This is a genomic window from Chitinophaga sp. RCC_12 (genome assembly GCF_041360695.1).
In the GTDB taxonomy this organism is placed as follows: domain Bacteria; phylum Bacteroidota; class Bacteroidia; order Chitinophagales; family Chitinophagaceae; genus Chitinophaga.
Window position 1 is genome coordinate 203,131 of the sequence record NZ_JBFUPS010000012.1, and the last position, 26,350, is coordinate 229,480.

19 protein-coding genes are annotated in these 26,350 nt (G+C 47.4%); 13 read left to right on the plus strand and 6 right to left on the minus strand.

The features are described 5' to 3' along the window. Positions 1-19 precede the first annotated feature (19 nt). From AB6805_RS28290 to AB6805_RS28300, 3 genes are all read right to left on the minus strand, one after another. Positions 20-1,813, minus strand: coding sequence for a DUF885 family protein (locus tag AB6805_RS28290; RefSeq protein WP_370912790.1), 1,794 nt, complete (start codon positions 1,811-1,813; stop codon positions 20-22). 69 nt (positions 1,814-1,882) lie between these two features. Further along, positions 1,883-2,683, minus strand: a complete 801-nt coding sequence (locus AB6805_RS28295; RefSeq protein WP_370912791.1) for a helix-turn-helix domain-containing protein — start codon at positions 2,681-2,683, stop codon at positions 1,883-1,885. Positions 2,684-2,768: 85 nt separating this feature from the next. Next, entirely contained in the window at positions 2,769-4,046 is a 1,278-nt protein-coding gene (locus AB6805_RS28300) for an NAD(P)/FAD-dependent oxidoreductase (protein ID WP_370912792.1), read from the minus strand. 159 nt (positions 4,047-4,205) lie between these two features. On the opposite strand from AB6805_RS28300, the gene AB6805_RS28305 reads away from it, so the two are divergent. The 9 genes from AB6805_RS28305 (at position 4,206) to AB6805_RS28345 (ending at position 16,944) form a co-directional block, all read left to right on the plus strand. Continuing rightward, positions 4,206-4,943, plus strand: coding sequence for a class I SAM-dependent methyltransferase (locus AB6805_RS28305; protein WP_370912793.1), 738 nt, complete (start codon positions 4,206-4,208; stop codon positions 4,941-4,943). Between the two features lie 99 nt (positions 4,944-5,042). Further along, complete coding sequence (locus AB6805_RS28310; RefSeq protein ID WP_370912794.1) at positions 5,043-5,627, plus strand: TetR/AcrR family transcriptional regulator; 585 nt, start codon at positions 5,043-5,045, stop codon at positions 5,625-5,627. A gap of 48 nt (positions 5,628-5,675) precedes the next feature. Continuing rightward, positions 5,676-6,413, plus strand: a complete 738-nt coding sequence (locus AB6805_RS28315) for an SDR family oxidoreductase (protein WP_370912795.1) — start codon at positions 5,676-5,678, stop codon at positions 6,411-6,413. Between the two features lie 46 nt (positions 6,414-6,459). Continuing rightward, the gene (locus tag AB6805_RS28320) at positions 6,460-7,995 is read left to right on the plus strand and encodes a DHA2 family efflux MFS transporter permease subunit (protein WP_370912796.1); all 1,536 of its coding nucleotides are present in this window, start codon (positions 6,460-6,462) and stop codon (positions 7,993-7,995) included. A gap of 225 nt (positions 7,996-8,220) precedes the next feature. Further along, positions 8,221-8,820, plus strand: coding sequence for a sigma-70 family RNA polymerase sigma factor (locus AB6805_RS28325; protein WP_370912797.1), 600 nt, complete (start codon positions 8,221-8,223; stop codon positions 8,818-8,820). Between the two features lie 122 nt (positions 8,821-8,942). After that, a complete protein-coding gene (locus tag AB6805_RS28330; protein ID WP_370912798.1) occupies positions 8,943-10,145 on the plus strand; it encodes a FecR family protein in 1,203 nt (400 codons plus the stop codon). Positions 10,146-10,403: 258 nt separating this feature from the next. After that, positions 10,404-13,730: a TonB-dependent receptor gene (locus AB6805_RS28335; RefSeq protein WP_370912799.1), complete on the plus strand. Its 3,327-nt coding sequence runs from the start codon at positions 10,404-10,406 to the stop codon at positions 13,728-13,730. An 18-nt stretch (positions 13,731-13,748) separates the two neighbouring features. After that, positions 13,749-15,326 (plus strand): RagB/SusD family nutrient uptake outer membrane protein, encoded by a 1,578-nt coding sequence (locus tag AB6805_RS28340; protein ID WP_370912800.1) that lies wholly within the window; start codon positions 13,749-13,751, stop codon positions 15,324-15,326. Between the two features lie 337 nt (positions 15,327-15,663). Beyond that, positions 15,664-16,944: a hypothetical protein gene (locus tag AB6805_RS28345; protein ID WP_370912801.1), complete on the plus strand. Its 1,281-nt coding sequence runs from the start codon at positions 15,664-15,666 to the stop codon at positions 16,942-16,944. Between the two features lie 9 nt (positions 16,945-16,953). On the opposite strand, the gene AB6805_RS28350 is transcribed toward AB6805_RS28345, so the two are convergent. Then, complete coding sequence (locus AB6805_RS28350) at positions 16,954-17,616, minus strand: dihydrofolate reductase family protein (protein ID WP_370912802.1); 663 nt, start codon at positions 17,614-17,616, stop codon at positions 16,954-16,956. A 110-nt stretch (positions 17,617-17,726) separates the two neighbouring features. Beyond that, positions 17,727-18,281, minus strand: coding sequence for an RNA polymerase sigma factor (locus tag AB6805_RS28355; protein ID WP_370912803.1), 555 nt, complete (start codon positions 18,279-18,281; stop codon positions 17,727-17,729). A 185-nt stretch (positions 18,282-18,466) separates the two neighbouring features. Here AB6805_RS28355 and AB6805_RS28360 point away from each other — a divergent pair, with 185 nt between their 5' ends. The 4 genes from AB6805_RS28360 to AB6805_RS28375 are packed head-to-tail and all read left to right on the plus strand — an operon-like array spanning position 18,467 to position 25,508. Then, complete coding sequence (locus AB6805_RS28360; protein WP_370912804.1) at positions 18,467-19,615, plus strand: FecR family protein; 1,149 nt, start codon at positions 18,467-18,469, stop codon at positions 19,613-19,615. Positions 19,616-19,670: 55 nt separating this feature from the next. Then, positions 19,671-23,036 carry a TonB-dependent receptor gene (locus AB6805_RS28365; RefSeq protein ID WP_370912805.1) on the plus strand — a complete coding sequence of 1,122 codons (3,366 nt, stop codon included), beginning with the start codon at positions 19,671-19,673 and terminating at the stop codon, positions 23,034-23,036. 2 nt (positions 23,037-23,038) lie between these two features. Further along, a complete protein-coding gene (locus AB6805_RS28370) occupies positions 23,039-24,700 on the plus strand; it encodes a RagB/SusD family nutrient uptake outer membrane protein (RefSeq protein ID WP_370912806.1) in 1,662 nt (553 codons plus the stop codon). Positions 24,701-24,719: 19 nt separating this feature from the next. Beyond that, the gene (locus tag AB6805_RS28375) at positions 24,720-25,508 is read left to right on the plus strand and encodes an endonuclease/exonuclease/phosphatase family protein (protein ID WP_370912807.1); all 789 of its coding nucleotides are present in this window, start codon (positions 24,720-24,722) and stop codon (positions 25,506-25,508) included. Between the two features lie 41 nt (positions 25,509-25,549). Here the strand turns inward: AB6805_RS28375 and AB6805_RS28380 are convergent, their stop codons facing one another. Further along, entirely contained in the window at positions 25,550-26,317 is a 768-nt protein-coding gene (locus tag AB6805_RS28380) for a DUF72 domain-containing protein (RefSeq protein ID WP_370912808.1), read from the minus strand. Positions 26,318-26,350 lie beyond the last annotated feature (33 nt).

Below are 26,350 nucleotides of genomic sequence, written 5' to 3' on the forward strand. Positions count from 1 at the left end.
GTTTTCTTCCAATAACCTGCTATTTTTCACTATAGCTTTGCGCCCAGCTGTTCATATAATCTTCGAGCACATTCAACGGCATATCTCCATATCCGAGCAGGGCATCATGGAAATCCTTCAGGCTAAATTTACTGCCCAGCTTTGCGGCAAATTTATCTCTCAGTGCTTTGATCTTTAGTTCCCCGGTCTTGTAAGACAGTGCCTGTCCCGGCATAGCCATATAGCGTTCCACTTCGGCGGTAGCAACCGGTTCACTAATGGATTCATGCTGCATCATATAGGCGATAGCTTCCTCGCGGGTCATTTTACCGGTATGAATAGCCACATCTGTTACCAGTCTCACCGCCCGGTGAATTTCCATATTCAATGCGCCCATCTTCTGGTAAGGATCTGTGTAGCAACCCAATTGTTCTCCGAGTGATTCACAGTATAATGCCCATCCCTCAAAGTAGGCATAGAAAGCCGGTTGCCTGCGGAATGCCGGTATATCATTATTTTCCTGCTGGGATGATATCTGAAAATGATGACCGGGTACTGCCTCATGGATAAAGGTGGCTTCCATGCCCTGGAAGGTAACGTTGATTTTTGTTGCATCCGGAACCGGCACATAAAAGACAGCTGGCATATTTTCCTGCAGGTTGCCCTTGATATAAAAGGGGCCGCCCTGCGAGGCTTCGCGGTAAGCTTCCACCCTTTTGATCACAAAAGGAGTTTTAGGCTGATGACCAAATAATGCAGTCAACCCTGGCTGCACTTTTTCATTGATATGACGGTATGCATCCAGCACCTGTTCCAGTGTTTTGAAAGGCATGAAGCGCGCATCCGTTCTCAGGTAATGAAAAAAATCAGCTAAAGAACCTTTGAATCCCACCTTTGTTTTTATGACTTCCATTTCCCCGGTAATACGCGCTACTTCTGTTAATCCGGTCTGGTACACCTTTTCCGGGGTAAGACCGGGAGAGGTGGTATACAACCGCAGATAATACTGGTATATCCTGTTTCCGCCTGGAAGGGAAGACAAGCCTGCATGATCCTGTGCGGCGGGTAGGTAGGTGTCTTTCAGGTAGGTGGCCAGTTTCCGGTAAGCGGGGATCATGCTGGTGGTAATCACCTGGTGATATAATGTAGTGATCCGTTGTTGTTCCGCCGCTGTAAATGAGGCCGGAAACTGCGACAGGGGTTTATAAAAGATACTCTTAGCGATGTCACTTTCCGCCAGTTCTTCCATCTGCGGGATCATTTTTACTACCAGCGCTTTAGGGAGTACAATACCTGCGCGGATGCCTTTATTAAAGTTTGCGATGGCGGTGTCTGTCCAGGCCATGAACGCCGTCATGCGTTTTGACCAGTTCTCATAATCCTTTACCGTGTTAAAAGGTTGTGCGCCGCCACCCGATCCGAATTCGGCCAGTTCCAGTGGCGTAGATACAAACTGGTTCATCGGCATATATTCCAGGTGCAGTTGCAATGATTCCTGGCCGGTGTTGAGGATATATTTCAGGATGTCATAGGAGATCCTATCCGGCGTACTTAATGCGGTACGGTTAACCTGTTTCAATGCCTCGAGGTATTTCCGGTAGAACTTACCGGCAACAGCCACCTGTGGACCGGCGCCATATTCCGGCAGGAGGTCGTCGTAACGGTGATCACCTGCTGATGTGGCTTCTGTGGGGAACAGTTGCTGGCGTTCATTGTAGTAGTTATCAAATAGCTGGTGCAGCTTTTCATTGCGCTGTTGGGCTCCGGCGACGGTAACATTTAATATGCTCACCATTACCAGGAGGAACCACCTAACTTTTCTTTTTTCAGACATGACTGCTTTGTTTACCGGACAAAGCTAGTAAAGGCAGGAAGTAAAAAATTGTACAAAATTAGCCTGTTGTCAGATGCTCCTGTATTGCTTTGGAAGCAAACCCGTTACATGCCGGAACGTTTTGGTAAAATGCGCCTGGTCTGTAAAACCACACTCATAGGCAATTTCCGTAAGCGAATAATTGCCTTGTTTTATTAAAGGAAATGCCCGTTCTATTTTAATGCGCCGCAGGTATTCACCTGCTGAGCAGCCGAAATACCTGGGGAAATATTTTGAAATGGTAACGGGATGAAGTTCCAGGTGGGTTGCCAGCAGGGAAAGCGACAGTGGCTGATTCCAATGATCATTCATGACCGATTTTATCTTCTTCGTCCATTCGGGAAAATATGCCTCCCCTACTTTACCGGGATGCACCAGGTTAATGCATAGCTGGTCTATTGCTATCCGCGAGTCCGCATCATCCAGGTAATGTTCTTTCATAATCCTGACAAGCCCGCTGGTATTAAGCTGGTTGCTATCTTCAAACATCAGTGATGCCGGTGGAAGTGATAACCCGAAGGTGTTGAAAAATGCGGTATCCAGTTCAAGATTAAATATGCGTGTGCCAGGGCGGTAGTCAACATTCTGGTGTACGATGCCGGGATAATAATACAGTCCCTTACCGGCGTACTGTATATCGGAATGGCCGTTCCGGATCTCTTTACTTCCACCTGCCAGTATATGAGAAAAATGCGGATTAGCGTGATAGTGATAGGCGGAAGATGTATCAGGCACAAAAGCGGTTTCACTGGTAATAACAGCACCGAATGTCCGTTCCTTTATTTTTGCGCCAACGTACATCCCTTTTTCATATTGAACCGGCTTATTCATTATTACATTGTTTTAAATTTATTCAACACTGGCCTGGAACCTCAGCTGATATGCTTACCATCAGTTCCGAATGTAAATAAAACTATTAACTGATCTCTTCCTTTTTCAGCGGCCTCAATATTAACCGGAGCGACTGGTCCTTTGTAAAGTAAGCGATCACCCAGTTATAAAGTGTTTTCACCCGGTTGCCGTAACTGATCAGAAAGGTGAGGTGGATGAAAAGCCAGATAAACCACGCGATAAAACCTTTGAAGTGGAGTTTGGGTTTCGGGATGTCTGCCACGGCTTTATTCCGCCCAATGATGGCCATATTACCTTTATCATAATAACGGAATGGCTTACGGTTTTCCTGCTTTGCGAGCGCCAGTAAATTCTCTGCGAGGTGGCTACCCTGCTGTATGGCCACCTGTGCCAGCTGCGGATGCCCGTTGGGGAAGGCAGGATCGGTGGTTTGTATACACATGTCACCTATTGCAAAAATATCCTTCATGCCTTTTACCTCGTTGAACTCATCTACAATCAGTCGTTTTCCGCGACCATAACATTCTGCCGGGATGCCTTCCGTTACCGTTGCCGTTACTCCTGCCGCCCATACTACTGTTTTGGTGGCTATGGTTTCTCCATTGGAAAAGATCACGGTATCATCCACATAATCTTTTACCTGCATGCCCAGTTTTATTTCCACACCCATTTTAACGAGCGCGTCGTAGGCGTCCCGCTGCGACTGGTCACTCATGGCGGCCAGTACTTTAGAGATGCCGTCTACCAGGTAAATATGCGATTCAAATCCTTTCCCCGCTATTTCGGGATAGTCTTTCGGCACCACTTCCTTTTTCAATTCTGCCAGCAGGCCGGATACTTCCACGCCGGTAGGACCACCCCCAACTACAACGATGGTGAGCAGCCTTGTTCTTTCTTCCGGATCGGTGGTAAGCGCTGCCTTTTCCATTACCTGCAGAAAATGATTGCGCAGTTCCAGGGCATCGTTCACTGTTTTCACCGGCTTCGCATGCCGCTGTACGCTTTCCATACCAAAATAATTGGTAGAGGTGCCAAAAGCCAATACCAGGTAATCGTATTTCAATTCAGTGGTGGAGAGTATTACCTTTTTTTCTTCCGGTATTACTTTCTGAAATTCACCGATCACAAAACGTGCGTTTTTGTTTTTACGCAACAGTTTCCTGAACGGATAACTAATATCAGTAGGATCTAAAAACCCCATTGACACCTGGTAAACCAGCGGGGGAAAATAGTTATAGTTGTTACGGTCTACCAGTGTAACGGTATATTCCTCTTTGCGGGCCAGTTTCCTGACCAGGTTAACGCCTGCAAATCCACCACCAATGATAACGATATGTTTCATAATATGACCTTTTATCTGTGTTGTTAAAACAGCCAAAAGGCCATTTTGTTGCTGTATGGTCCGCAACAACAACCAGGCCACCGGAAAAGCGTGAGGCTGCTTTTGCACTTACTGTTTCAAAATAACTGCCTTTATTATTCTTCTTACATTCGCTATGTTATGAAGCAGAATAAATACGATGATCCGTCTTTTTTTGAGAAGTATAGCCAGATGCCCCGCTCTGTTGGCGGGCTGAATGCGGCTGGTGAGTGGTATGTGCTGCGCAGTATGATTCCCGGTTTAAAAGATAAGAAAGTGCTGGACCTCGGTTGTGGTTTTGGCTGGCATTGCCGCTATGCGCGTGAGCAGGGGGCGCAGTTTGTGGTAGGAGTAGATATTTCTGCCAGGATGTTGGAGCGGGCGCGGGATACCACGCATGATGCGGCTATTGAGTACCGGCAGCAGGCCATTGAAGATATTGATTTTCCGGACGGCTCATTTGATGTGGTGATCAGTTCCCTGGCGCTCCATTATGTAGCGGCGTATGATCTGGTTTGCCGGAAGGTATTCCGTTGCCTGGCTGCAGGCGGCACTTTCGCGTTGTCTGTAGAGCATCCTGTATTTACGGCCCTTGCGGCGCAGGACTGGCACTACGATGAGCAGGGTCGCCGGCTTCATTGGCCGGTAGATAACTACCAGCAGGAAACCCTGCGGCAAACCCGCTTCCTGGATACTGATGTGGTGAAGTATCACCGTACTGTGGCCACGCTGCTGAATACACTGATGGATGCCGGCTTCCGTATTACCAGGGTCGCGGAGCCGCAACCCACTGCCGAAGTAATAGCCGCCTATCCAGAAATGAAGGATGAAACCCGCAGGCCCATCTTTCTTTTAATAGCAGCAACAAAACCCGTTTAGGCTAGTCCCTGTAAATCAACGGGTTCCCTTCTCCCACAAAATATATTTTTCATTTTATACCAAATGGTATATTTTTGCTTTGTCAAAAGAAAGAGGGATATGAACAAGGCAGAGAAAACAAAACAGTTTATTGTGGAGATGACAGCTCCTGTTTTTAATGAGAAGGGCTACACCGGCACTTCTTTGAATGATATGACGAATGCAACAGGGCTGACAAAAGGAAGTATTTACGGCAATTTCGCTAACAAAGATGAAGTGGCCCTGGCATGCTTCGACTACAACCTGAAGAAAGTAAACACCATTATCCGGCAGGAAATGGACAAGAAAACAACCTGCAGGGATAAACTGATGGTGTATGTACATATATATGAGAACTTCCTGAAACACCCGTTCCCTGCCGGCGGATGTCCTATCCTGAATACAGCAGTGGAAGCAGACGACACGCATCCTTTATTAAAACAAAAAGCCGCAGATGCCATCCTTTCCTGGAAGGGCGTTATTACGGGGCTGATCGAAAAAGGAAAAGCCGAAGGGGAATTCAGTGAAGACGTAAATGCCGAACAAACTGCACTCACCATGATCGCCACCATTGAAGGTTGTATTATGATTGCCAAATTAACCGGTAAGATAAACTACCGCAATACTATTATGCAGTCGGTTGGAAAAATGATAGACGCATTATAACGCTTTTTTTTCTTTATAAATATACCGATTGGTATAAAAAACAAACACATGAAAACAACAGGAAATACTGTACTTATTACCGGCGGCAGCGCAGGTATCGGACTGGAAATAGCCAGGCAATTATCACAACAGGGTAACCAGGTAATCATCACCGGCAGGGACGCCGCCCGCCTGGAAAAGGCCACGCAACAACTGCCGGGCGTGAAAGGCATCGTGAGTGATGTAACCAGCGATGAAGCAGTGACACAACTGGCAGCTACCCTGCACAAGGAATATCCGTCTTTAAATATCCTGGTCAATAATGCAGGCCGCGCATTTGCCTACGAATTGTCGGACAATGCGGATGCCGCCGGGAAAGCAGTGGAAGAAATGGACACTAATTTCTTTTCGGTGATCCGCCTTACCGAAAAATTGCTGCCATTACTCAGTCAGCAGCCGGAAGCCGCCATTGTAAATGTAACCTCCATTGTTGCCTTTGCACCGGGCGTACGGGTACCCACTTATTCAGCTACCAAAGCTGCGCTCCGGTCCTACACCCAATCCATGCGGGTCACCTTCCCTAAGCTGCACATCTTTGAACTGATGCCTCCCCTGGTAAATACCGATTTTTCGCAGGAAATAGGCGGCATTAACGGAATTCATCCTTCACAGGTGGCTGCTGATCTTGTAACTGCACTCGGGAAAAATGAATATGAAATCCGTGTGGGCAATACCGAATTGATCTACCAGTTATCACTCAGCAATCCTGCAGCCGCACTTGCCGCTGTAAATGGTGGTGGCGAATAAAAAAATTTATATAATAATATACCAACCGGTATATTAAATAACAGCAATGAAACGGACAGTACTGATCCTGGTGGTGATTACAGCGGCCATCATGGAGTTGATAGACACCTCTATCGTAAACGTAGCCTTATCGCATATGAGTGGCAACCTCGGCGCCACGCTGGAAGACACTTCCTGGGTCATTACTGCCTACGCCATTGCCAACGTGATCATCATACCCATCACGGGCTTCCTCGCCGCGAAACTGGGCCGGCGTAATTATTATATCGGCTCCATCATCGCCTTCACCTTCTTTTCACTGATGTGCGGACAGGCCACCAACATCTGGATGCTGGTGGTATTCCGCTTCCTGCAGGGCATCGGCGGCGGCGCGTTGCTATCCGTATCGCAGGTGATCATCTTTGAACTGTTTCCCAAAGAAAAACAAAATGTGGCCAGCGCACTCTTTGGCGTAGGCGTGTTTATTGGTCCCACGATAGGCCCTACCCTCGGCGGTTATATCACCGAATTTTATTCCTGGCCCTGGATCTTTTATATCAACGTACCCATAGGTATCACCGTGGCAACACTCTGTTATATACTCCTCAAAGAACCCGCTAATGTGCCTGCGGCCAAACGGATCGACTGGACCGGTATCCTCCTGCTAGCCGTTGGCGTGAGCGCATTGCAAACTGTACTGGAAAGAGGGGAAACCGACGACTGGTTTGAAGCGCCCTATATCACCTGGCTTTCCGTGATCGCCACTTTCGCCATCCTGGTATTTGTGTGGTGGGAACTGCGGATCAAAGACCCGGTTGTAAACCTGCGGGTGCTGAAAAGCAGGAACCTGAGCATTGCCGCGATATTGACATTTGTTTCCGGCATGGGCATTTTCAGTTCTGTTTTTCTCACGCCGGTATTTGCACAGCGACTGCTTAATTTCACGCCACTGCAAACAGGTATGCTCCTGCTGCCCGGCGCCTGCCTAGCCATAGGTGGGCTCATTATTTCTGCAAGGCTATTACAGCGCGGCGTTTCACCGGTGTTTCTTATTGTAGCGGGAATGGGATTATTTATCCTTTTCAGCTGGCAGATGTCGGCACTGAACCAGGACGCCGCCGCCGCCACTATTACTACCTCTCTCATCTGGCGGGGTGTGGGACTGGCACTGGTAACGGTTCCGCTTACCACCCTGGCCGTATCCTCACTGACGCCGGCAGATATTCCGCAGGGCGCCGCTTTAAATAATATGATGCGGCAACTGGGCGGCTCCTTCGGCATCGCCATGGTGAACACTTATCTCGCCAACCGGAACGCCCAGCACCGGTCGGATCTCGTCAGCAACCTCACTACTGATAACCCCGCGGTGGCCAACCGGTTAAGCAGTTACGCGCACTTCTTTCTCAGCAAGGGCGCAACCGCAACAGATGCCCACCATAAAGCCCTGAAGCTCCTGGATAGTTCCGTAGTAAAACAAAGCACCCTGCTGAGTTTCAGCGACGCCTTTTTACTGGTAGGCATTATATTCCTGGCAGCGCTTCCTTTGCTGTTAATGGCTTCCACTAAAAAGAAAACAGCCCATGTAATTGTGATGGATCACTAACACAGGCCAGCTGTTTTGATAAACTGACCGAAAAATCCAAAAATAAAAATCAAAGTAATCAGTATAATCAGCGTAATCAGCGGGAAAGACAATTTCCGCGCCGAAGGCGCGCCCGGCAGGGTACCACGATTTTTTTGTACTTTGCGATATCGGTCACACCACTTGATTCGTCTGTTTAACGGCGATAGGGTGATATTTACTTTTAAGGGGAACTGGATCTAACGGATGAATAATGACACTGTACATGAAACTGCACTTTTCCACCAAATTGCCGGGGGGGATGAATCTGCGTTTGAAGCATTATTCCACCTCTATGTGCCGAAGATCAGGCCGGTAATTGCCCGTATTATACAAGTAGAAGGACCGGAGAAAGACATCATACAGGAAATATTCCTGGGCATATGGCTGAGCCGGGAGAAGCTGACAGCCGTAATGGTTCCCCATAACTGGATCTTCAAAATGGTGTATCACCGCTGCTACAGCTGGTTGCAGAAGCAGGGCGTGCGGAATAAGGCCAGCCAGATCATTACCCGCGAAAGTACCGATCACTCCAATCTTACTGAAGAAAATATTGCTTTTTCTGAAACCGCGCTGCTGGTAAAGCAGGCTATCCTTCAATTGCCGCCGCAGGCGCAAAAGATCTACCTGCTCAGCCGGGAGAAGGATCTTAAAGTTGCCGAAATTGCCAGCGAATTGCAGCTCTCCCCCCAAACCATTAAAAATTCCCTGGTCCGTTCCCTCAAATCTATCCGGGAATACCTGACCAGCCAGGGTATCACCCTCCCGCTATTCCTGCTTGGGTGGGGTGTTTTATATTTTTCTTAACTTTTTTTTGAAAGACATAGGTACTCTTTGGCTGCTGACGGTACGTATATGCAGGGGGCTTTCTGTAATTGGTCAGTCCCCGTATATGTCAACTGAATTCCGAATGCTTTAAAACGAGGCCGTTGTCCACATCAGAAAGACTAACATACTTATTGGAACAGGTACGGCTGCGTCGTGCCACCACCGGGGAGTACAGGGAACTGTTACAACTGATCAGTGAAGATGAGTCGGGGGAAATAATCCGCCAGCTGGATGCGTTTCATGCGAACTGGCCAATGGAAGCTGCTGCCCATGCGGATCACGACCGTGACTATTGGCAGCAGGCCGTAAAAGAAATACTGGCCGCCGATAAGCTTGTACAGCAGCCGGAAATGCTGCCCTCAACCAGGAACCGGGTCTATTTCCTGCAACGCTACTGGTGGGCTGCCGCCTGTATCGTTGTGCTGGCAACCGGCGCTTATTATCTTTCAAAGCAAGCCCCTCCCACGGCTGTAGTAGCTACTTCCACCGTAAAGGATATTGCACCAGGCGGCAACAGGGCGGTACTTACGCTTTCAGATGGTACCCAGATTCCCCTCGACAGTGCGGGCAATGGCGTATTGGCACAACAGGGCAATACGCGGATCACCAAGCTGAATAATGGGCAACTGGCCTACAATGGTTCCGGCAGTTCGGAGGATAAAGTATTATATAATACCATGAGTACACCGTTGGGTGGACAATACCAGCTTATTTTGCCCGATGGCACCGGCGTATGGCTGAATGCCGCCTCTTCTATCAGCTATCCCACTGCCTTTACCGGCAATGAAAGAAGTGTAACCGTTACCGGTGAGGTATACTTTGAAGTGGTGAAAAATGAAAAGATGCCTTTCCGTGTAAAGGCCGGCAACACGACCGTCGATGTACTGGGTACGAATTTTAATATTAACGCATATAAAGACGAAGCCAGCATCAATACCACATTGGTGCAGGGAGCTGTGCGGGTAAGTGTACAACAGCAACAGCAAATGCTGAAGCCCGGGCAGCAGGCCAGGGTGGCGGCAAAGGGGGAGTCTATCCAGGTGCTGGACCATGCGGACCTATCCGAGGTGCTGGCCTGGAAAGCAGGGTTCTTCTCCTTTAATGATGCGGATCTTCCGGCTGTAATGCGGCAGCTGTCGCGCTGGTACAATGTAGAAGTAACGTATGAAGGCAAGATTCCTCAGCGTGTATTCACCGGGGAAATAGGCCGGAACCTCACCTTATCGCAGGTGTTAAAAGGACTCACAAAAACAAGAATTAAATATAGAATTGAGAATGGTAACCGGATTATTATCCAACCATAGTTATGAACAATGAAAATTGGGAACAATGAAAAACACCAGGCTATCGCCATTGGCATTCCATGCGCATTGAATAAAAACCGGGGCTGAGATTGGCGTCCTACCCCGGCCGTCGTTCAATTTAATCAACAAACAAGTCGGTAAACATTATTTATTAATTCAACCAAACATTGCAAAAGTATGCAACTTAAGGCTATTTGTAATTCCGGTACCCGCAGATATTGGAAATTTGCGGGGCTCTCAACCAAAACACTGTTAGTTATGAAGCTAACTTCTTTTATGCTGCTCCTTGCTGCCTTGCAGGTAAGCGCTAAGGGCAGCGCCCAAACGGTGACTTATTCCGCCAAAGCGGTGAGTCTCCAGAAAGTGCTGAACGTCATTAAAGCACAAACGGGGTATGTTTTCTTTTACGATAAAGAAGATCTGAAAAACAGTAATCCTGTTTCGGTAGACATAAAAAACGCATCGCCGCAAGCAGCGATGGAAGCAGTATTGCGCCAACAGCCATTGAGCTTCGAGATCCAGGGCAATACCATCTTCATTACAAAAAATGAAAAACCGGCAGCAACACCGGTAACGGCCCCACCTGCCGCCAACATCACAGGAAAGATAATAGATGATACCGGGGCGCCACTTCCAGGTGTTTCCATTGTTATAAAGGGAACCCAGAAAGGCGTTGTATCCGGACCGGATGGTACCTTCCAGCTGGCCAACGTACCGGACAATGCGGTACTGGTGGTAACCAGTATCGGGTACATCACCCAGGAAATCAAGGTAGCCGGAAAAACACAGATCAATATTTCAATGGCGCCGGATGTAAGTGCGCTGAAACAATTTGTGGTAGTAGGTTATGGCACGCAGAAAAAGGCGAACCTCACCGGGGCCGTTACTTCTATCACCACAGAGCAACTGACTAACAGGCCGGTAACAAGCCTGGGCAACGCATTGCAGGGTACGATGCCAGGTATCACCGTCACAGCCGCCAAAAGCGGACAACCAGGCAGTGATGCAGGACAAATCCGTATCCGGGGTATTGGTACGCTAAACAATGCCGACCCGGTAATTGTGATAGATGGAGTAGTTACCAACCTGAGTAGTCTTAATAATATTAACCCCGACGATATTGCCACCTTATCGGTACTGAAAGATGCGGCATCTTCCGCTATCTATGGTTCCCGTGCAGCCAACGGCGTTATTCTCATTACCACCAAACAAGGCAGGAAAGGCCCCCCACAGGTTACCTATACCGGGTATGTGGGTAAACAACAGGCCACCGGCTTACCAGATTTTTTACCTTCCTGGCAGGCAGCTACGTTATACAACCAGGCGCTGAGCAATGAAGGGAAAGCAGCACGCTGGACAGATGCAGAAATCCAAAAGTTCAAAGATGGCTCTGATCCTTTTAACTATCCTAACACCGACTGGCTCGACCTGTTTTACCAGGGCAGCGGTTTACAACAGAACCACTATGTAGGTGTTTCCGGCGGTAGCGACAATACACAATATGCTTTCTCTTTGGGTGTATTTGATCAGAACGGCCTGATGGAAAAAACAAACGCCAAACGTTACACCAGCAGACTGAACATCACTTCTGAAATCAAAGACAACATAAAAGTAATCGGTAATATCGCCTTTACTTCTTCCGGCAGAAATGAACCCAGCAATCCTTACACCGGCGATTTCACGCAGCTGGTAAGACAGATCAACCGCATCTCTCCTACCATTCCTTACAAATATGAAAATGGCCACTATGGCTATATTTCAGATGGTAGCCCGATGGCGTGGCTGGAAGGAAACAGCCTGAATAAATACAATAATTATGACCTGATAGGTAATGTAGGCGTAGACTGGGAAATTGTGAAAGGACTGCATTTTAAACCCTCCCTTGCTTATGTGATGAAGATCGCCCATAACAAGAAGTTTATTGCTGACCAGCAATATTATGATGCTGCCGGTAATGAAACTTTTTACCAGGGCCCCAGCTATGTAACCGACGAAAACACCTTCGGCAACACGGTTACACAACAGGCATTGCTGGACTACACCAAATCTTTCAGTAAACATAACTTTAAAATACTGGGTGGCTATTCCCAGGAGCTCACCAAGTTCAGCTTTGATGATGGCTACCGCAAAGGCTTCCTGAATAACCAGTTAACCGATATTAATCTTGGTTCTACCGACGGACAGAAAGCCACCGGTTACTCATACGAACTGGCACTTCAATCTTACTTTGGCCGGTTAAACTACGACTACGACGGCAAATACCTGTTTGAAGCGAACCTGCGGTATGATGGTTCTTCCCGCTTTGCTCCCGCCAACAGGTGGGGCTTATTTCCCTCGTTTTCCGCTGGTTGGAACTTAGACAGGGAAGACTTCTTCACACCACTGAAGAAATATGTTTCCAATCTTAAAATAAGAGGTTCGTGGGGACAGCTGGGTAACCAGTACATTACCGGTAAAGATGATGTCAATTACCCCAGCTATCCGTACTACCCATATATAGCCACTATCAACGGAAGCCAGAACTATACCTTTGGTGGTACAGCAGCTGCTATTGCCGCCGGTGTGTCGCCGGTGAATGGTGCTAACGAGAACATCAAATGGGAAAGCACTACCGCCACGGGCGTGGGTATTGATGCGGGATTCCTGGACGGAAAACTGAATTTCACTGCCGACTATTTTCATAAACGCACTTCCGACATCCTCTTGTCAGTACCGGTTGGCGCCGTATACGGCCTGAATGCACCGGTTCAAAACGCTGGTTCTGTCATCAACAAAGGTTGGGAGTTTGCACTGAGCTATGCCAGCAACGCAGGCGATTTCAAGTACAATGCTGCTCTGAATGCGGCCTTTATCAACAACGAAGTAACCGATCTTCACGGAACAGGGCCGATTATCGACGGCTATACCTTTAAACAGGTGGGTTATCCGATCAACTCCCTGTATGGATATGAAGCAGATGGCATTTTCCAATCGGCCGATGAGGTGACCAAATCGCCTTATCAATCCAACAGAACAGCGCCAGGCGATCTGAGATACAAAGACAAGGACGGCAACGATACTATTAACAGCGCCGACAAAGTATACCTCGGCAACTACTTCCCGAAAGTAACGTTTGGCCTGAACCTGGGTGGTTCGTGGAAAAATATTGACCTCAATATCTTCCTGCAGGGTGCTGCCGGTGTAAAAACATATATCGACGCCGGTAAACTGGGCAGTGTAAGTTCTTCTGCTGGTAAACCTACTTCCGCTTTACTGGACACCTGGACACTGGAAAACACTTCAGCCGCGCTACCACGCATCTGGAACGGCTACACGCAGAATGATCCCGGCGGCACGCCTTCTTCCTTCTGGGTGAAAGACGGATCTTACCTGCGTCTTAAAAACCTGCAGGTAGGTTATACACTGCCGGAAAGAATAGTAAAACGGATAGGCGTCAACAAAGTACGTTTCTACTATAGCGGGCAAAACATTCTCACCTTCGACGGCCTGTATAACTGGATAGATCCGGAAGCATCTATAACGAGCAGTATCTATTACTACCCGCAGGTGAAAGTGCACACGTTTGGCGTAAATGTTAGTTTTTAACGAAAAGCAATCAACATCATGAAAAGGAACATTCTCTATATAATATTTTTCTCTGCTGCGCTGCTATCTGCGTGCAATAAAGATTTCCTCGACAGGCAGCCACTGGATGCCTATAACAACGATATCCTCTGGAAAACGCAGAATGATGCAACTGCTGCGCTCAATGGCTGTTATAAAGGCTGGGAAACCGACTATACCCTGCTCTACATGGACGCCGTGAGCGATAATATGTACAGCCAGTATTATTGGGAAGGCTATACGGACTATGGTAATGGCAACATTACACCTGCCAATACCAGTGCCTCCAAACGCTGGACCTATACCACTATTCAAAATTGCAACTGGTTCCTTCAAAACATCGACAAAACGCCGATGGATGAAACGCTGAAAACGCAGTATAAAAGCGAAGCCCGTTTCCTGAGAGCTTACCAGTATTTTACCCTGACACAACTTTACGGAGATGTGCCGCTGGTTAAAGACACCGTAAGCACAGAAGAAGCCAATACCATTTCCAGAACAGCCGCTACGGAAGTACGCAAATTTGTATTGGATGAACTGGAAGCCATTGCGCCTACCCTTCCGGCAAGCTACAGTGGCAGTGAAGTTGGCCGCATCACACAGGGCGCTGCGCTTTCCCTGAAAGCCAGGCTGGAATTGTATGATAAAAACTACGCCGCCTGTATCGTTGATTGCAAAAAGATCATGGCCCTGGGTTATGAACTCTTTCCAAACTATCAGAACCTGTTCCGTATACAGAACGAAAACAATAAAGAAGTGATCCTCGATGTGCAGTACAAAGAGAATGACTATTCCAATGCCGACATCGGCGTAATGCCTTCTTCCTCCTTTGGTGGCTGGGGCTCGCTGGATCCTACTCAGGCGCTCGTGGACGCCTATGAAATGAAAAATGGCAAACTTATTACTGATCCAACATCCGGCTATTCCGAAAATGATCCGTACAATAACAGGGACCCACGCTTAACAGCTACCATCGTATGTCCGGGTCAGCTGTATGAAGGTAAATACTACAACTCTATTCAAAATACCTCCGGCGATTATTATAACGGGGATAACAATTCCAAAACGGCTTACATCCCGAAAAAGTTCACGTCTAACCTGTCCGACTATACGGATATGTGGAATACCGGGCTGAATATGATTGTTATCCGCTACGCAGAAATACTGCTCACTTATGCGGAAGCACAAATTGAATCAGGCGTTATTGACAATACCGTGTATGATGCAATAGACGCCATCAGAAAGCGCGCTGGCATGCCGGTGGTAGACAGAACCGTGTATAACACCGTTGATAAAATGCGTACGCTCGTAAGACGCGAACGCAGGGTGGAACTGGCGCTGGAAGGCTTACGCTGGTACGATATTCAACGCTGGAAGATAGGCACTGCCGTTAGATCCGGTACCGTATACGGCGCACGACTGGGTACCGTAGATCCTGCCAACGGCAAGCTCACCCTCAGCGGAGATCATGTCACCGTTGAACAGCGCACCTTTGTGGAAAACAGGGACTACCTCTGGCCGGTACCGCAAACAGAAAGAGATATCAACAAAAACCTGACACAAAACCCAGGTTACTAATACAACTGTAACAATCGAAAAAATCCCGCGAGTTGAAAGATGAGCGGGATTTTTTTATGCTTAAAAATAATTACGGAAATTTCGTTACTGTTATTTTTTGCATATCTTTATGGATGCGTCTGCTCAACATGAACATACTATCAGGGCAAACACTATATTTTAAAGTACTATAGCGCGAGCATGTAATCTGGATAATCAGGTACCCCGGAATAATAATTTAGTAGCTGTATCAGATTGGCATATTCCTATAAATATGGATGACAATAGTTATCAACCCAAAATACCAATGCGGGATTAAGTCCCTAAGTAATCGATTATTAATTCCCAAACCTATATTATGTTTAAATTCCTATTTCTATTTCTCACTTGTGCAGGTATTGCCTTAACTGCCAGTTCACAATCCGTATTGATTAATTTTAAAGCAGCTAAAGATACGATCAGGCGGGGAGATGAAGTGATATATCCCGTTACCATACAGGTTGATTCTATTAAAATTAATGCAGACTCACTACCTCTTTATACAATTACCTTTAAGGAGAATGAAGAAAAATCCACGTTGCCAAAATCAGCTTATTCAATGGATTTTACTTCAACAACTTTAGACAAACTGGGAAAAGAATATACTTTTTATTTACGGGTCAAAAAAGATAAGGAATCGGACCGGGACAGATTGCTGTTCCTGAATTTTGAGATCACAAAAAATGGTAAAAAGGTTAACATCAACAATGCTAAAAACGATACAGAACTGGCGCTGACAATACAGGGATTAAAGACCTTGCAAGCCTTTAATTACCTCGCTTACATTGGTACCAATTTCGACCTGGTAGATGGTATTAAGGCCCAAAACCTGTTTTTCGCCACCAATATTTTTGTGGCTCCCCGCCCAACCGGAAAAGACTGGGGATTTACTTTAACACTGTATGGCAACAGGACCATGACGACTACCGATACCACGCAGCCAAGATACACCGCCAGGGCAGTTCCCATTGGAGGGGATAGCGCAAGGTTCTTTACAGAGGAAGCCACGCTTACCACCAACAGGGTTTCTGATAATCTTGGTGCATCCTTTAGTCCGCTGATCCGGTTATGGGGACTAAGCTCTCCTGAAAAAACCGCGCAAATCTATTATGCCCCGCAATTTGAATTCATCTGGCGCAGAACCCGGATAACATCTACCTATTCCGGCGCAAAAGTGATAGACTCCATAGACAGGGCAAACAGACCTTTTACCACCACGCTTATACTCACACCACCTAACTCGGTGACCCCCATCAATGTTTATGACGTTTACCTGGGGTTTTTGGGGATCCTGCTTAATCACGAAAATAAACATATCAGTATACGGGTACAAGCATCCCTGGGACTTAACATTAGTTATACTGCCGGAAACAGTGGCGTATCAAGGGCTACAAAAGTACTTTATTCCAAAGACAGTAATGCATTCTTCTTCACAAGGGCATGGATCACAGAACCATTATCAGGATTGACTTTTGGAGCGGAGGTTGCAAATACTTTTGGGAGAAAAGACAATGCTCAGCCATACTATAATGTTACACTTTCAAAAGCAATCAACCTTAACGCATTGGCAGTAATTTTTCAGCCGGTTGCCACGAGGTGATGCTTGCGCTCATCCGCCTTCGGCCACCCGTTTGCGTCTTGCCAGCTCCGCTTCGCTTGGGTTATCCCCTACAAACGAGCCTGGTTTGATTTCTCCTCCCGGTTCATAGCTGGCTATGATCACTCCTTTCGGGGAGGTTTGTACATCCACTAATTTCCAGTCCACCGGTTGGGTCCCTTCCCGGAATAACCGTTTGCCTTCGCCGATGGTTAACGGGAGGGTCCATACGGTGAGCGTGTCCACCAAACCATTCGCCAGTAAGGTTTGTACCAGTCTGCTGCTGCCATGCACCAGCAGGTCGGGGCCTTCCTGTTGTTTGAGCTGCCGGAGCCCGGCCACTACATCGCCGGTAATCAGCGTAGAGTTTTCCCAGCTCAGATCCATTGGTTTGCCGGACACTGCATACTTGTGGATGCTGTTAAACTTATCTGCGATACTATGGTCTTGTATAAAAGGCCAGTAAGCCGCAAATATCTCATATGTTCGCCTTCCTAACAACAGATCAAAAGAGTGAGACATGAGCGCGTTCATGATCCCATTCGTGAAGTCGTCGGAATAGGGCGCCATCCAGCCGCCCCATCTGAAGCCATTACTGCGGTCCTCTTCCGGGGCTCCCGGCGCCTGCATAACGCCGTCCATAGACATAAAAGTGATGACAATAATCTTTCTCATAGCAATCTTTGTTATTTGATCCAAAGATACTTTCAGCAGGAATAGGCGGGGCTGTGTAAATACGACTTTATGAAGGGTGAATTGCGACAATCTGCCGGAATCATCACTATTTACAACATCAATAAATGTTTAAGATAGAGCCTCAGGTGTTGCAGCGCGTGGGTGATCTGGTTTTCCACGCTTCTTTTGGAGATATTTAACCGTTCTGCGATTTCCTGGTTGCTGAGTTGTTCTTCCCTGCTTAACAGGAATATTTCTTTACTGCGTTTCGGTAAATTGCTGAGGGAAGCGTGCAGTTGCTGGCGAAAAGACTGTTCCTGGATTTTTTCTTCTGCGGCATTACCGATAGCTGCCATATGTTCTTCTGCTTCCACTACCTGGAATGCTTTCCGTGTTTTCAACACCCGGTATACATGATAGCGGGTAGCGGAAATAATATAGTTACGGAAATGGACGATCTGCAGTTCTTCTCTTTTAAGCCATAAGGTGAGGAATATATCATGCACAATTGTTTCGCTCGCTTCCGGATCGTTTAACAGGTTATTGGCAGTTTGATACATCTTTCCCCAATAGCGGTTAAATAACAGGTTATAGGCTGTTTTTTCACCGTCTCTGACTGCAAGCCATAAATCAGCATCTGCTGTGTTAGCATCCCACCTAATCATGTCACAAAAATTGACAAAATAAAATTACCTGCATGTTAAATTAAGATGAACTATATAGGAATTGATCCTGGTTGATTGTCTTTGTAACACCTGTTGGCGCTTCCTTCCCCGACAAAATACTCTTTTTTTTAAAAAGTAAGTGTGTCAGGGAAAATAATTGTCTCTATAGAATAAATGAATCGCCTGTGCTGACAAAAGAAGAATACCTTGATCTGTACGAAAGGTCCCTGAACGGGGATTGCAGCCCTGAAGAGCTGATCCGGCTGCAGCAGTATGAGGATGACTTTTGTTTTTCCGATGATGCTGATTCCGACGAAGTATTAAAAGAAAAGATATACAACCGGCTCTCTGCAAGTATTTCGCGGGAAGAGAACGTAAAGCGGCTATTCCCCTGGAAAGCAGTAGCAGCGGCTGCAGCAGTATTGCTGGTGGTGGCATCGGGTTTCCTTTATTTTAACGGCCACCAGCAGCAGCGGAATAAGCCATTGGCGACGGCTGAAAAAACACCTGTAATAAAACAAGATATTACGCCTGCCACCAATAAGGCCGTGCTTATCCTCGCTGACGGCACGGAGGTAGAGCTGAACAAGGCTACAGAAGGGCAAATAGCAGCGCAGGGTAACACCACGGTGAATAAATCCGGCAACGGGCAACTGGTTTACCAGCTGACCGATAAACCGCCAACAACTGCCCTGGCAGTATTTAATACCCTGGCCATCCCACGTGGCGGGCAATACAACCTCGCATTGCCGGATGGCAGCAAAATCTGGCTGAATGCCGCCAGCAAACTGCGCTTCCCTACCCAGTTTACAGGTAAGGAAAGAATGGTGGAGCTGGAAGGGGAAGCCTATTTTGAAGTAGCGCACAACCAGCAGCAACCTTTTGTGGTGAAAGTTAAAGACATGCAGGTAGAAGTGCTGGGTACTCATTTTAACGTAATGGCATATGCAGATGAAGCCAGTATAAACACCACGTTACTGGAAGGAAAAGTGAGGTTACGCAACGACGGCGCAGCAGCGGTGATACTGAACCCCGGGCAGGAAGGGGTATTTACCGGGAACAAAGGTTTTAAGGTGAACAAAGCAGATATAGAACAGGTAATGTCGTGGAAGAATGGCTATTTTATTTTTAATGATGAAGACCTGACATCCATCATGCGTAAAATTTCACGTTGGTACAACGTGGATATTGAATATAGCAGTGGCACAAAAAAATTATCTTTTGCGGGTAGTATCTCGCGCTTTAAAAATGTTACAGAAGTATTAAATATGCTGGCATTAACAGGAACAGTACAATTTAAAATAGAAGCAGGCAAAATCACTGTCATTAATTAACCTATCGTCCACAACATATCGGCCAGGTCAATAATTCGTAAACTAAACTTTATTTATGAAGCGTAATGCTCATGCCTTGAAAAAGGCAGGTCTACTGTCATGGGAGACACTCAGGTTAGTCAAGCTCTCCTTCTCTCTTGTTATTTTCCTTTCGCTGCAGGTAAGCGCAGTTACCTATGCGCAAAGGGTGAATCTTTCTGAGAAACAAACCCCGTTAAGGGAAGTGTTTAAAGAAATAAAAAAACAAACCGGTTATAATTTCCTGCTCAATACGGAAATGCTGGCAGACGCCCGGCCGGTAACTCTTACCCTGGTGAATGCCACGCTGGAAGAAGCATTGAACAAATGCTTTGAAGGGCAGCCTTTCACTTACACCATCAACAACAACACCATTGTGGTAAAAAGAAAGGCCATGCCGGTTGTGGCGGCCCAGGAAATAACCGGTACTGTCACCGATGAAAAAGGTGTTCCGGTTCCCGGCGCCAGGATCCTGAATCAATCCACCAATAAAGGCGCTATCACCAACGACAAGGGGGAGTTCAGGATAGCGGTGAACCCTGGTGAGAAGCTATCTATAAAAATGCTGGGGTATGAAGAAATTATTATTACGGCAGATAGTAAACAGGACTACAACATCCGCCTGAAGCCATCTACAGTAGGCCTGGATGCGGTAGTAGTGGTAGGCTATGGCACGCAGAAAAAAGCAAACCTTACCGGCGCGGTGAGCATGGTGAGCAGCGACGACTTCAAAGGCCGGCCGGCTACCTCCGCTGTTTCAGCGCTGCAGGGTCAAATGACAGGTGTTACCGTAGTCAATGCCACCGCCATTCCCGGCGGCTCCGATCAAAATACCATCCGTATCCGTGGTATAGGTACGCTCAATGATGCCGGTCCGCTGGTGGTGGTAGACGGTATTCCCGGTGGCAACCTTAATATCCTGAACCCCGATGATATTGAAACAGTTTCTGTGCTTAAAGATGCAGCCTCCTCCTCTATTTACGGGGTACGTGGCGCCAACGGCGTTATTCTTGTGACCACCAAAAAAGGTAAAAGCGGCAAGCCGTCTTTAACGTATGCCAATTACTTTGGCGTACAAACGCCTACTGCGTTACCTACTTTCCTGGGTTCTGCGGATTATATGACACTGCTGAATGAGGCTAAAGTAAACGCCGGCAACAATCCTACTTATACGCAGGAACAGATTGACATCGCTAAAAACGGCAGCGACCTGAATTATTACGCCAATACCAATTGGCTGGACGAAATGTACAAGTCCGGCGCACCACAGCAAAACCATATGCTGAACCTTTCCGGTGGCGCCAATAATATTAACTATTACCTGTCTTACGGCTTCCTGAAACAGGGCGGCCTGATCACCGGCGATAACTACAATGCCAAAAGACACAATGTGCGTTTAAGACTTAATACCACGTTGTTCGATATTCTTCAACTGGATGCCAACATCGGGTATATAGACCGGAACCAGACCGGTTCCAGTTTAGATGTAAGCGGTACAGGCGGACCTATTCAATCTGCCCACCAGATCTCTCCGCTGGTACCGGTAAGATTTACGACCGGCGGCTGGGGATATCTTGGCGGTTCACAAAACCCCGTTGCCGTGGTAACAGATGGCGGTACCAATGATTTCTCTTCCCAGGAAATTACCGGTAACATCCAGGCGACGCTGAATATTACAAAGGACTTCCGTTTAAGGGGACAGTATGGCCTGGTGAAAAGTAATTCTTTCAGACAGATCTTTACAAAAACCATTAACTACTACAGCCCGGAAGATAATTCGCTGATCTACCAGACCAATAATCCTAACAAGATTGACAACCGCGATTATACTTCTTTGTACCAGACCGTGATCGGGATGGCGGAATATGAAAAGACCTTTGCAGGAAAGCATTACGTGAAAGCGCTTGCTGCGGCTTCTTCTGAAGAAACCGTGAGCCGTAATTTCACCGCCAGCAGAACCAACCTGCCTACGCAGGATTTGGGCAGCATCAACCTTGGCACACTTAATCCGCTTAACGGTTCAGATGGCAGCCAGAATGCATTGCAATCTATCTTTGGCCGGGTGAACTATGCTTACAGCGATAAATACCTGCTGGAGGGTAACTTCCGTTACGACGGGTCTACCCGCTTTGCCGCAGACCTCCGCTGGAACTGGTTCTTCTCCGGATCTGCAGGATGGGTGTTTTCAAAAGAGCCCTTCTTCAAATCACTGGAAGGCATTATTAATTTTGGTAAGATCAGGGCGTCCTATGGTACACAGGGTAATGATAAAGTGCAGGATGATTTCGGATATCTTTCTTCCATCAGCTCTGTTGCGACTATGCCGATTGGGAATGTGCTGACCCTTGGTTACCGGCAAACCGGTATCCCCAACCCGTTGCTTACCTGGGAGTCGATGACGAAGCAGGATATCGGCCTGGATCTCACCTTCCTGAGCAACCGGTTAAGCCTCACAGCAGACTACTACATCAACAACACCAATGATATTTTGCTGAGAGTACCATTGCCGGATGTACTTGGCATTGGCACTACCAATTACCCCTACCAGAATGCCGGTAAGGTACGCAACAAAGGATGGGAGCTGATGGTAGGCTGGCAGGACAGGATCGGTGATATCAGCTATGGTGTGAGCGGAAATTTATCTGATGTAAAGAATGAAGTGATAAGCTTAGGCAATGCACCGGCCACACTGGACGACAGGATCAGAACAGTGGGACAACCGATTGATGCGTTTTACGGGTTTGTGGCAGACCGTATTTCGCAGATCTCTGATTACTCTTACGATGCCGCTACCAACAAATACACGCCACTTTTTCCTTATGATGCCAGTTATCCTATGATGCCGGGTGATATCATTTATAAAGATTTAAACAATGATAAAAAGATCACCGCGGCAGACGACCGCCAGGTGATAGGCAGTGCGATTCCCAGGTATACTTATGGTTTTAAGGGAAACATTGAATACAAGGGTGTTGACTTCAGCTTTTTTTTGCAGGGAGTAGGTAAAGCAGATGGATGGATTACCAGTGCTGCCCGTCACGCTTTTATTAACGATGGTTCCAATCCGCAGCCGATCCACCTGGACCGGTGGACGCCTCAGAATCCTGGCGCCAGCTACCCACGGCTTGCCTATGGTTACTCGTATAACCAGCGCTTGTCCACCTTCTGGCTCGAAGATGCTTCCTATCTCCGGTTAAAAAATATCCAGGTAGGATATACGCTTCCGGCAAGGCTTACCGAAAAGCTGCGGATAGACCGTTTCCGGCTTTATTTCTCTGCCGACAACCTGTTCACCGCTTCCGACTTCTTTTATGGATATGATCCCGAAACACCGGTGAGCAGTGGTGGTTTCTATCCACAGGTAAAAACATTTGTATTTGGTTTAAACATCAATTTTAAATAATTATGAAAAAGATATTGCTATATACCTGTGTGTTATTAGCTGTAACATCCTCTACTGGCTGCCGGAAAGGTTTTCTCGACCGTGGTCCATTGGATGCCATATCTGATGAAACCTACTGGACAACAGAAGAGCAGCTGACCCTGGCGCTGAACGGACTTTACGCCAATGTGAAGAACAATAATACCGTGGCAATGGACCAGATGGGAGACAATAGTATCAACTCTTCCACCACGGATACCTACCGGATTTTTGGTAGTGGCAACTTCGGTCCTGACCTCGCAGCGGTGAATGCAGAATGGGTTAGTCAGTACGCCGGTATCCGCCAGTGCAATGTGTTCCTTGCCAATTATGAGCGTGCTGCCAGCGTATCGCAGGAAATCAAAAACCAGATGGCCGGCGAAGCCAAAACTATCCGGGCATACATGTACATGAACCTGGTATCTTACTTTGGCGATCTTCCGCTCGTCACCAAACCGCTGGATATTGACGAACTGTATGGTCCGCGTAATAAACGTAAAGAGATCATCGACTTTATCCTGTCGGAACTCGAAGAAGCCGCCGGCATGATGAAAAAAGAGCGGCAGGTTGGCCCCACATTGGGACGCTTCAGCAAAGGCACCGCGCTGGCGTTCAAAGCCCGCATGGCCTTGTACGACAGTCGCTGGGATGTAGCAGAAAAAGCTGCCAAAGATGTAATAGATCTCAACGTATATTCTCTTTACAGCACGGGGAAACCTGCACAGGACTACTACGACCTGTTCACTTACAAAGGCAAGCTCAGTGCCGGCGTGAATAAAGAAACCATTGCCGCCCGCCTCAATCTCACCGATGTAAGCATGCATAACATCAGCCGCGAATCGCAGGTGCCCGATCAGGCTTCCCGTTACAATCCCACCAAAGCATTGGTGGATGCGTATCTCTGCAGCGATGGACTCACCATCGATAAATCGCCGCTGTACAAGGAAGATACCTATGCTAACATTTTTGAGAACCGCGATCCGCGCATGAAGCAAACCATTCTTGCACCGGGTGCTACCTGGGGTGGCAGAAAAGATGGCAACCCGGCCAATACCAATCCCACTATTTTTACGGCGCCAAAATTTGTGTCTGATAAACTGGGATGCGTTACCATCACTGGTTATTATTATACCAAATACGTGGAAGTAAGCACCGTATCGCAGGTAAGCAAAGACCAGAACGATATACACGTGATGCGCCTGGCGGAGGTGCTCTTAACCTATGCAGAAGCGAAGATGGAACAGGGTACCCTTACACAGGGCGATATAGACCTGACCATTAATAAACTCCGCGACCGGGTGGGCATGAAAAGGATGCTACTCACAGAGCTGGCTGCCAACGGGCAGGACCTGCGCACGGAGATCCGGAGGGAACGCAGGATTGAACTGGCACGCGAAGGACAACGCTGGTATGATATTATCCGCTGGAAACAGGGTAGCCTGCTGGGTGCTGATGTGAAGGGTATGAAGAAATCACTGGCAACAGTGCCATCGCAGGTTAGCAATATCGCTGCAGATGCCAACGGTTATATTATTGTAATGACCGGCAGGCAGTTTGTAGATCCGAAGCACTACCTCTTCCCTGTTCCGCTGACACAGATACAACGTAACCCTGCTCTCGGTCCACAAAATCCCGGTTGGGAATAATGCTAAATAAGATAACATAATGAAAATATCTCTGAAAATATTATCTGCGCTCCTGCTGTGCGCCTGTTTCCATAAAGCATCAGCAAGCGATACCCTGCGTGTGATGACTTACAATATTCATCACTGCAATCCTCCAACAAAAAGTAAAACAGGGGAAATTGAAGTAGATGCCATTGCCAATGTTATCAACAGCCGGCACCCCGACCTGGTAGCGTTACAGGAAGTGGATGTAAACACAAAACGTTCCGGCGGTATTGACCAGGCTGCACAACTGGCCGCGAAAACCGGTATGCAGGTATATTTTGCCAAAGCCATTGATCATGATGGCGGCGAATATGGCGTAGCTATTTTATCTAAATTGCCTTTAACCGGTACGCAAACCATACATTTGCCGGAAACCGCGAATCCTGCCAGTGAAGACCGTGTAGTAGCATTGGCCGGTATTACTTTACGCAGCGGCAAAAAATTTATTTTCGCCTGCACGCATATGGATGTCAGCAATGCAGCGGTAAGAGATGAACAGGCGGGTGAGATCAATAAGATTACTACTGCCAAAGACATTCCTTTCCTGCTTGCCGGCGATCTTAACTGTGTACCGGAAAGTGCTTCTTACCAGCTACTGCTGAAAAAATTTACTCCTTCCTGTGCCGGTTGCGGGTTCACCATCCCGGTGAACAACCCCAACAGGGTGATTGACCACATTATGTGGACAAACGCCCCGGGCTTTACGGTAAAAAGCAGTAGTGTAGTAAATGAGCCGTATCCCTCGGATCATTTACCGGTGATAGCGGAGATTGTTATCAAATAGTATAATAGCGCCGTGCAAATCGCAGGATTTGTGCGGCCTTATTATTCGCGGTTAACATGCAGCATCCCGTTTAACGTCACCAGGTTTTTAATGGCGTCCCCGATAGTGTTATTAAAGTAAACATACACCTCCTTCCCTTCTTTGATCCACGCGCGGATCTCCTTTGCCCGTTGCGCCAGGTAATCATCCGTATACCCACCCTTATAATCGCCGGCGGGTCCATGAAACCGCAGGTATACAAAATCAGCCTTTGCATTAAGCCGTTCATTCCTTGATTTTGGAATGTCATGCAGTACGATGCTGCATCCATATTCATCTGCCAGTTCATACACTTCCCCGATGTACCAGGAGCTGTGCCTGAACTCCAGCGCTACTTTCCAGCCATCCGGGGGATTAATGCCTTGTACTATATCCAGCAGTTGTTCTACCTGGCCATATTGCTCCACCGTTACACCGGGTGGAAACTGTATTAACAGGCATCCTTTCTTCGCTCCGGCCTCATTGATCACTTCCATAAAACGAATCACATCCGCTTCCTGGAATGCCAGCTGCTTCACATGGGTGATGTCGCGCCATAACTTGAAGGTGAAAACAAAATCATCCGGTACTGAGTCCGCCCACTTTTTTACCGTTGCGGCCTGGGGTACTTTGTAGAAGGAGCTGTTGATTTCAATGCTGTTAAAGAGGGAGCCATAGTAAGTGAGCCGGCTTTTATCCCGGAAAGCGGGAGGATAGGCCAGCTTGTTAGGTACTGGTAGTACGAGTCCGCTTGTGCCTGATTTATAGATGCCTTTGGTGCTTTTTGCCATGCAGGGTGTAAAGCAAAAATCTAACCAGTGGTG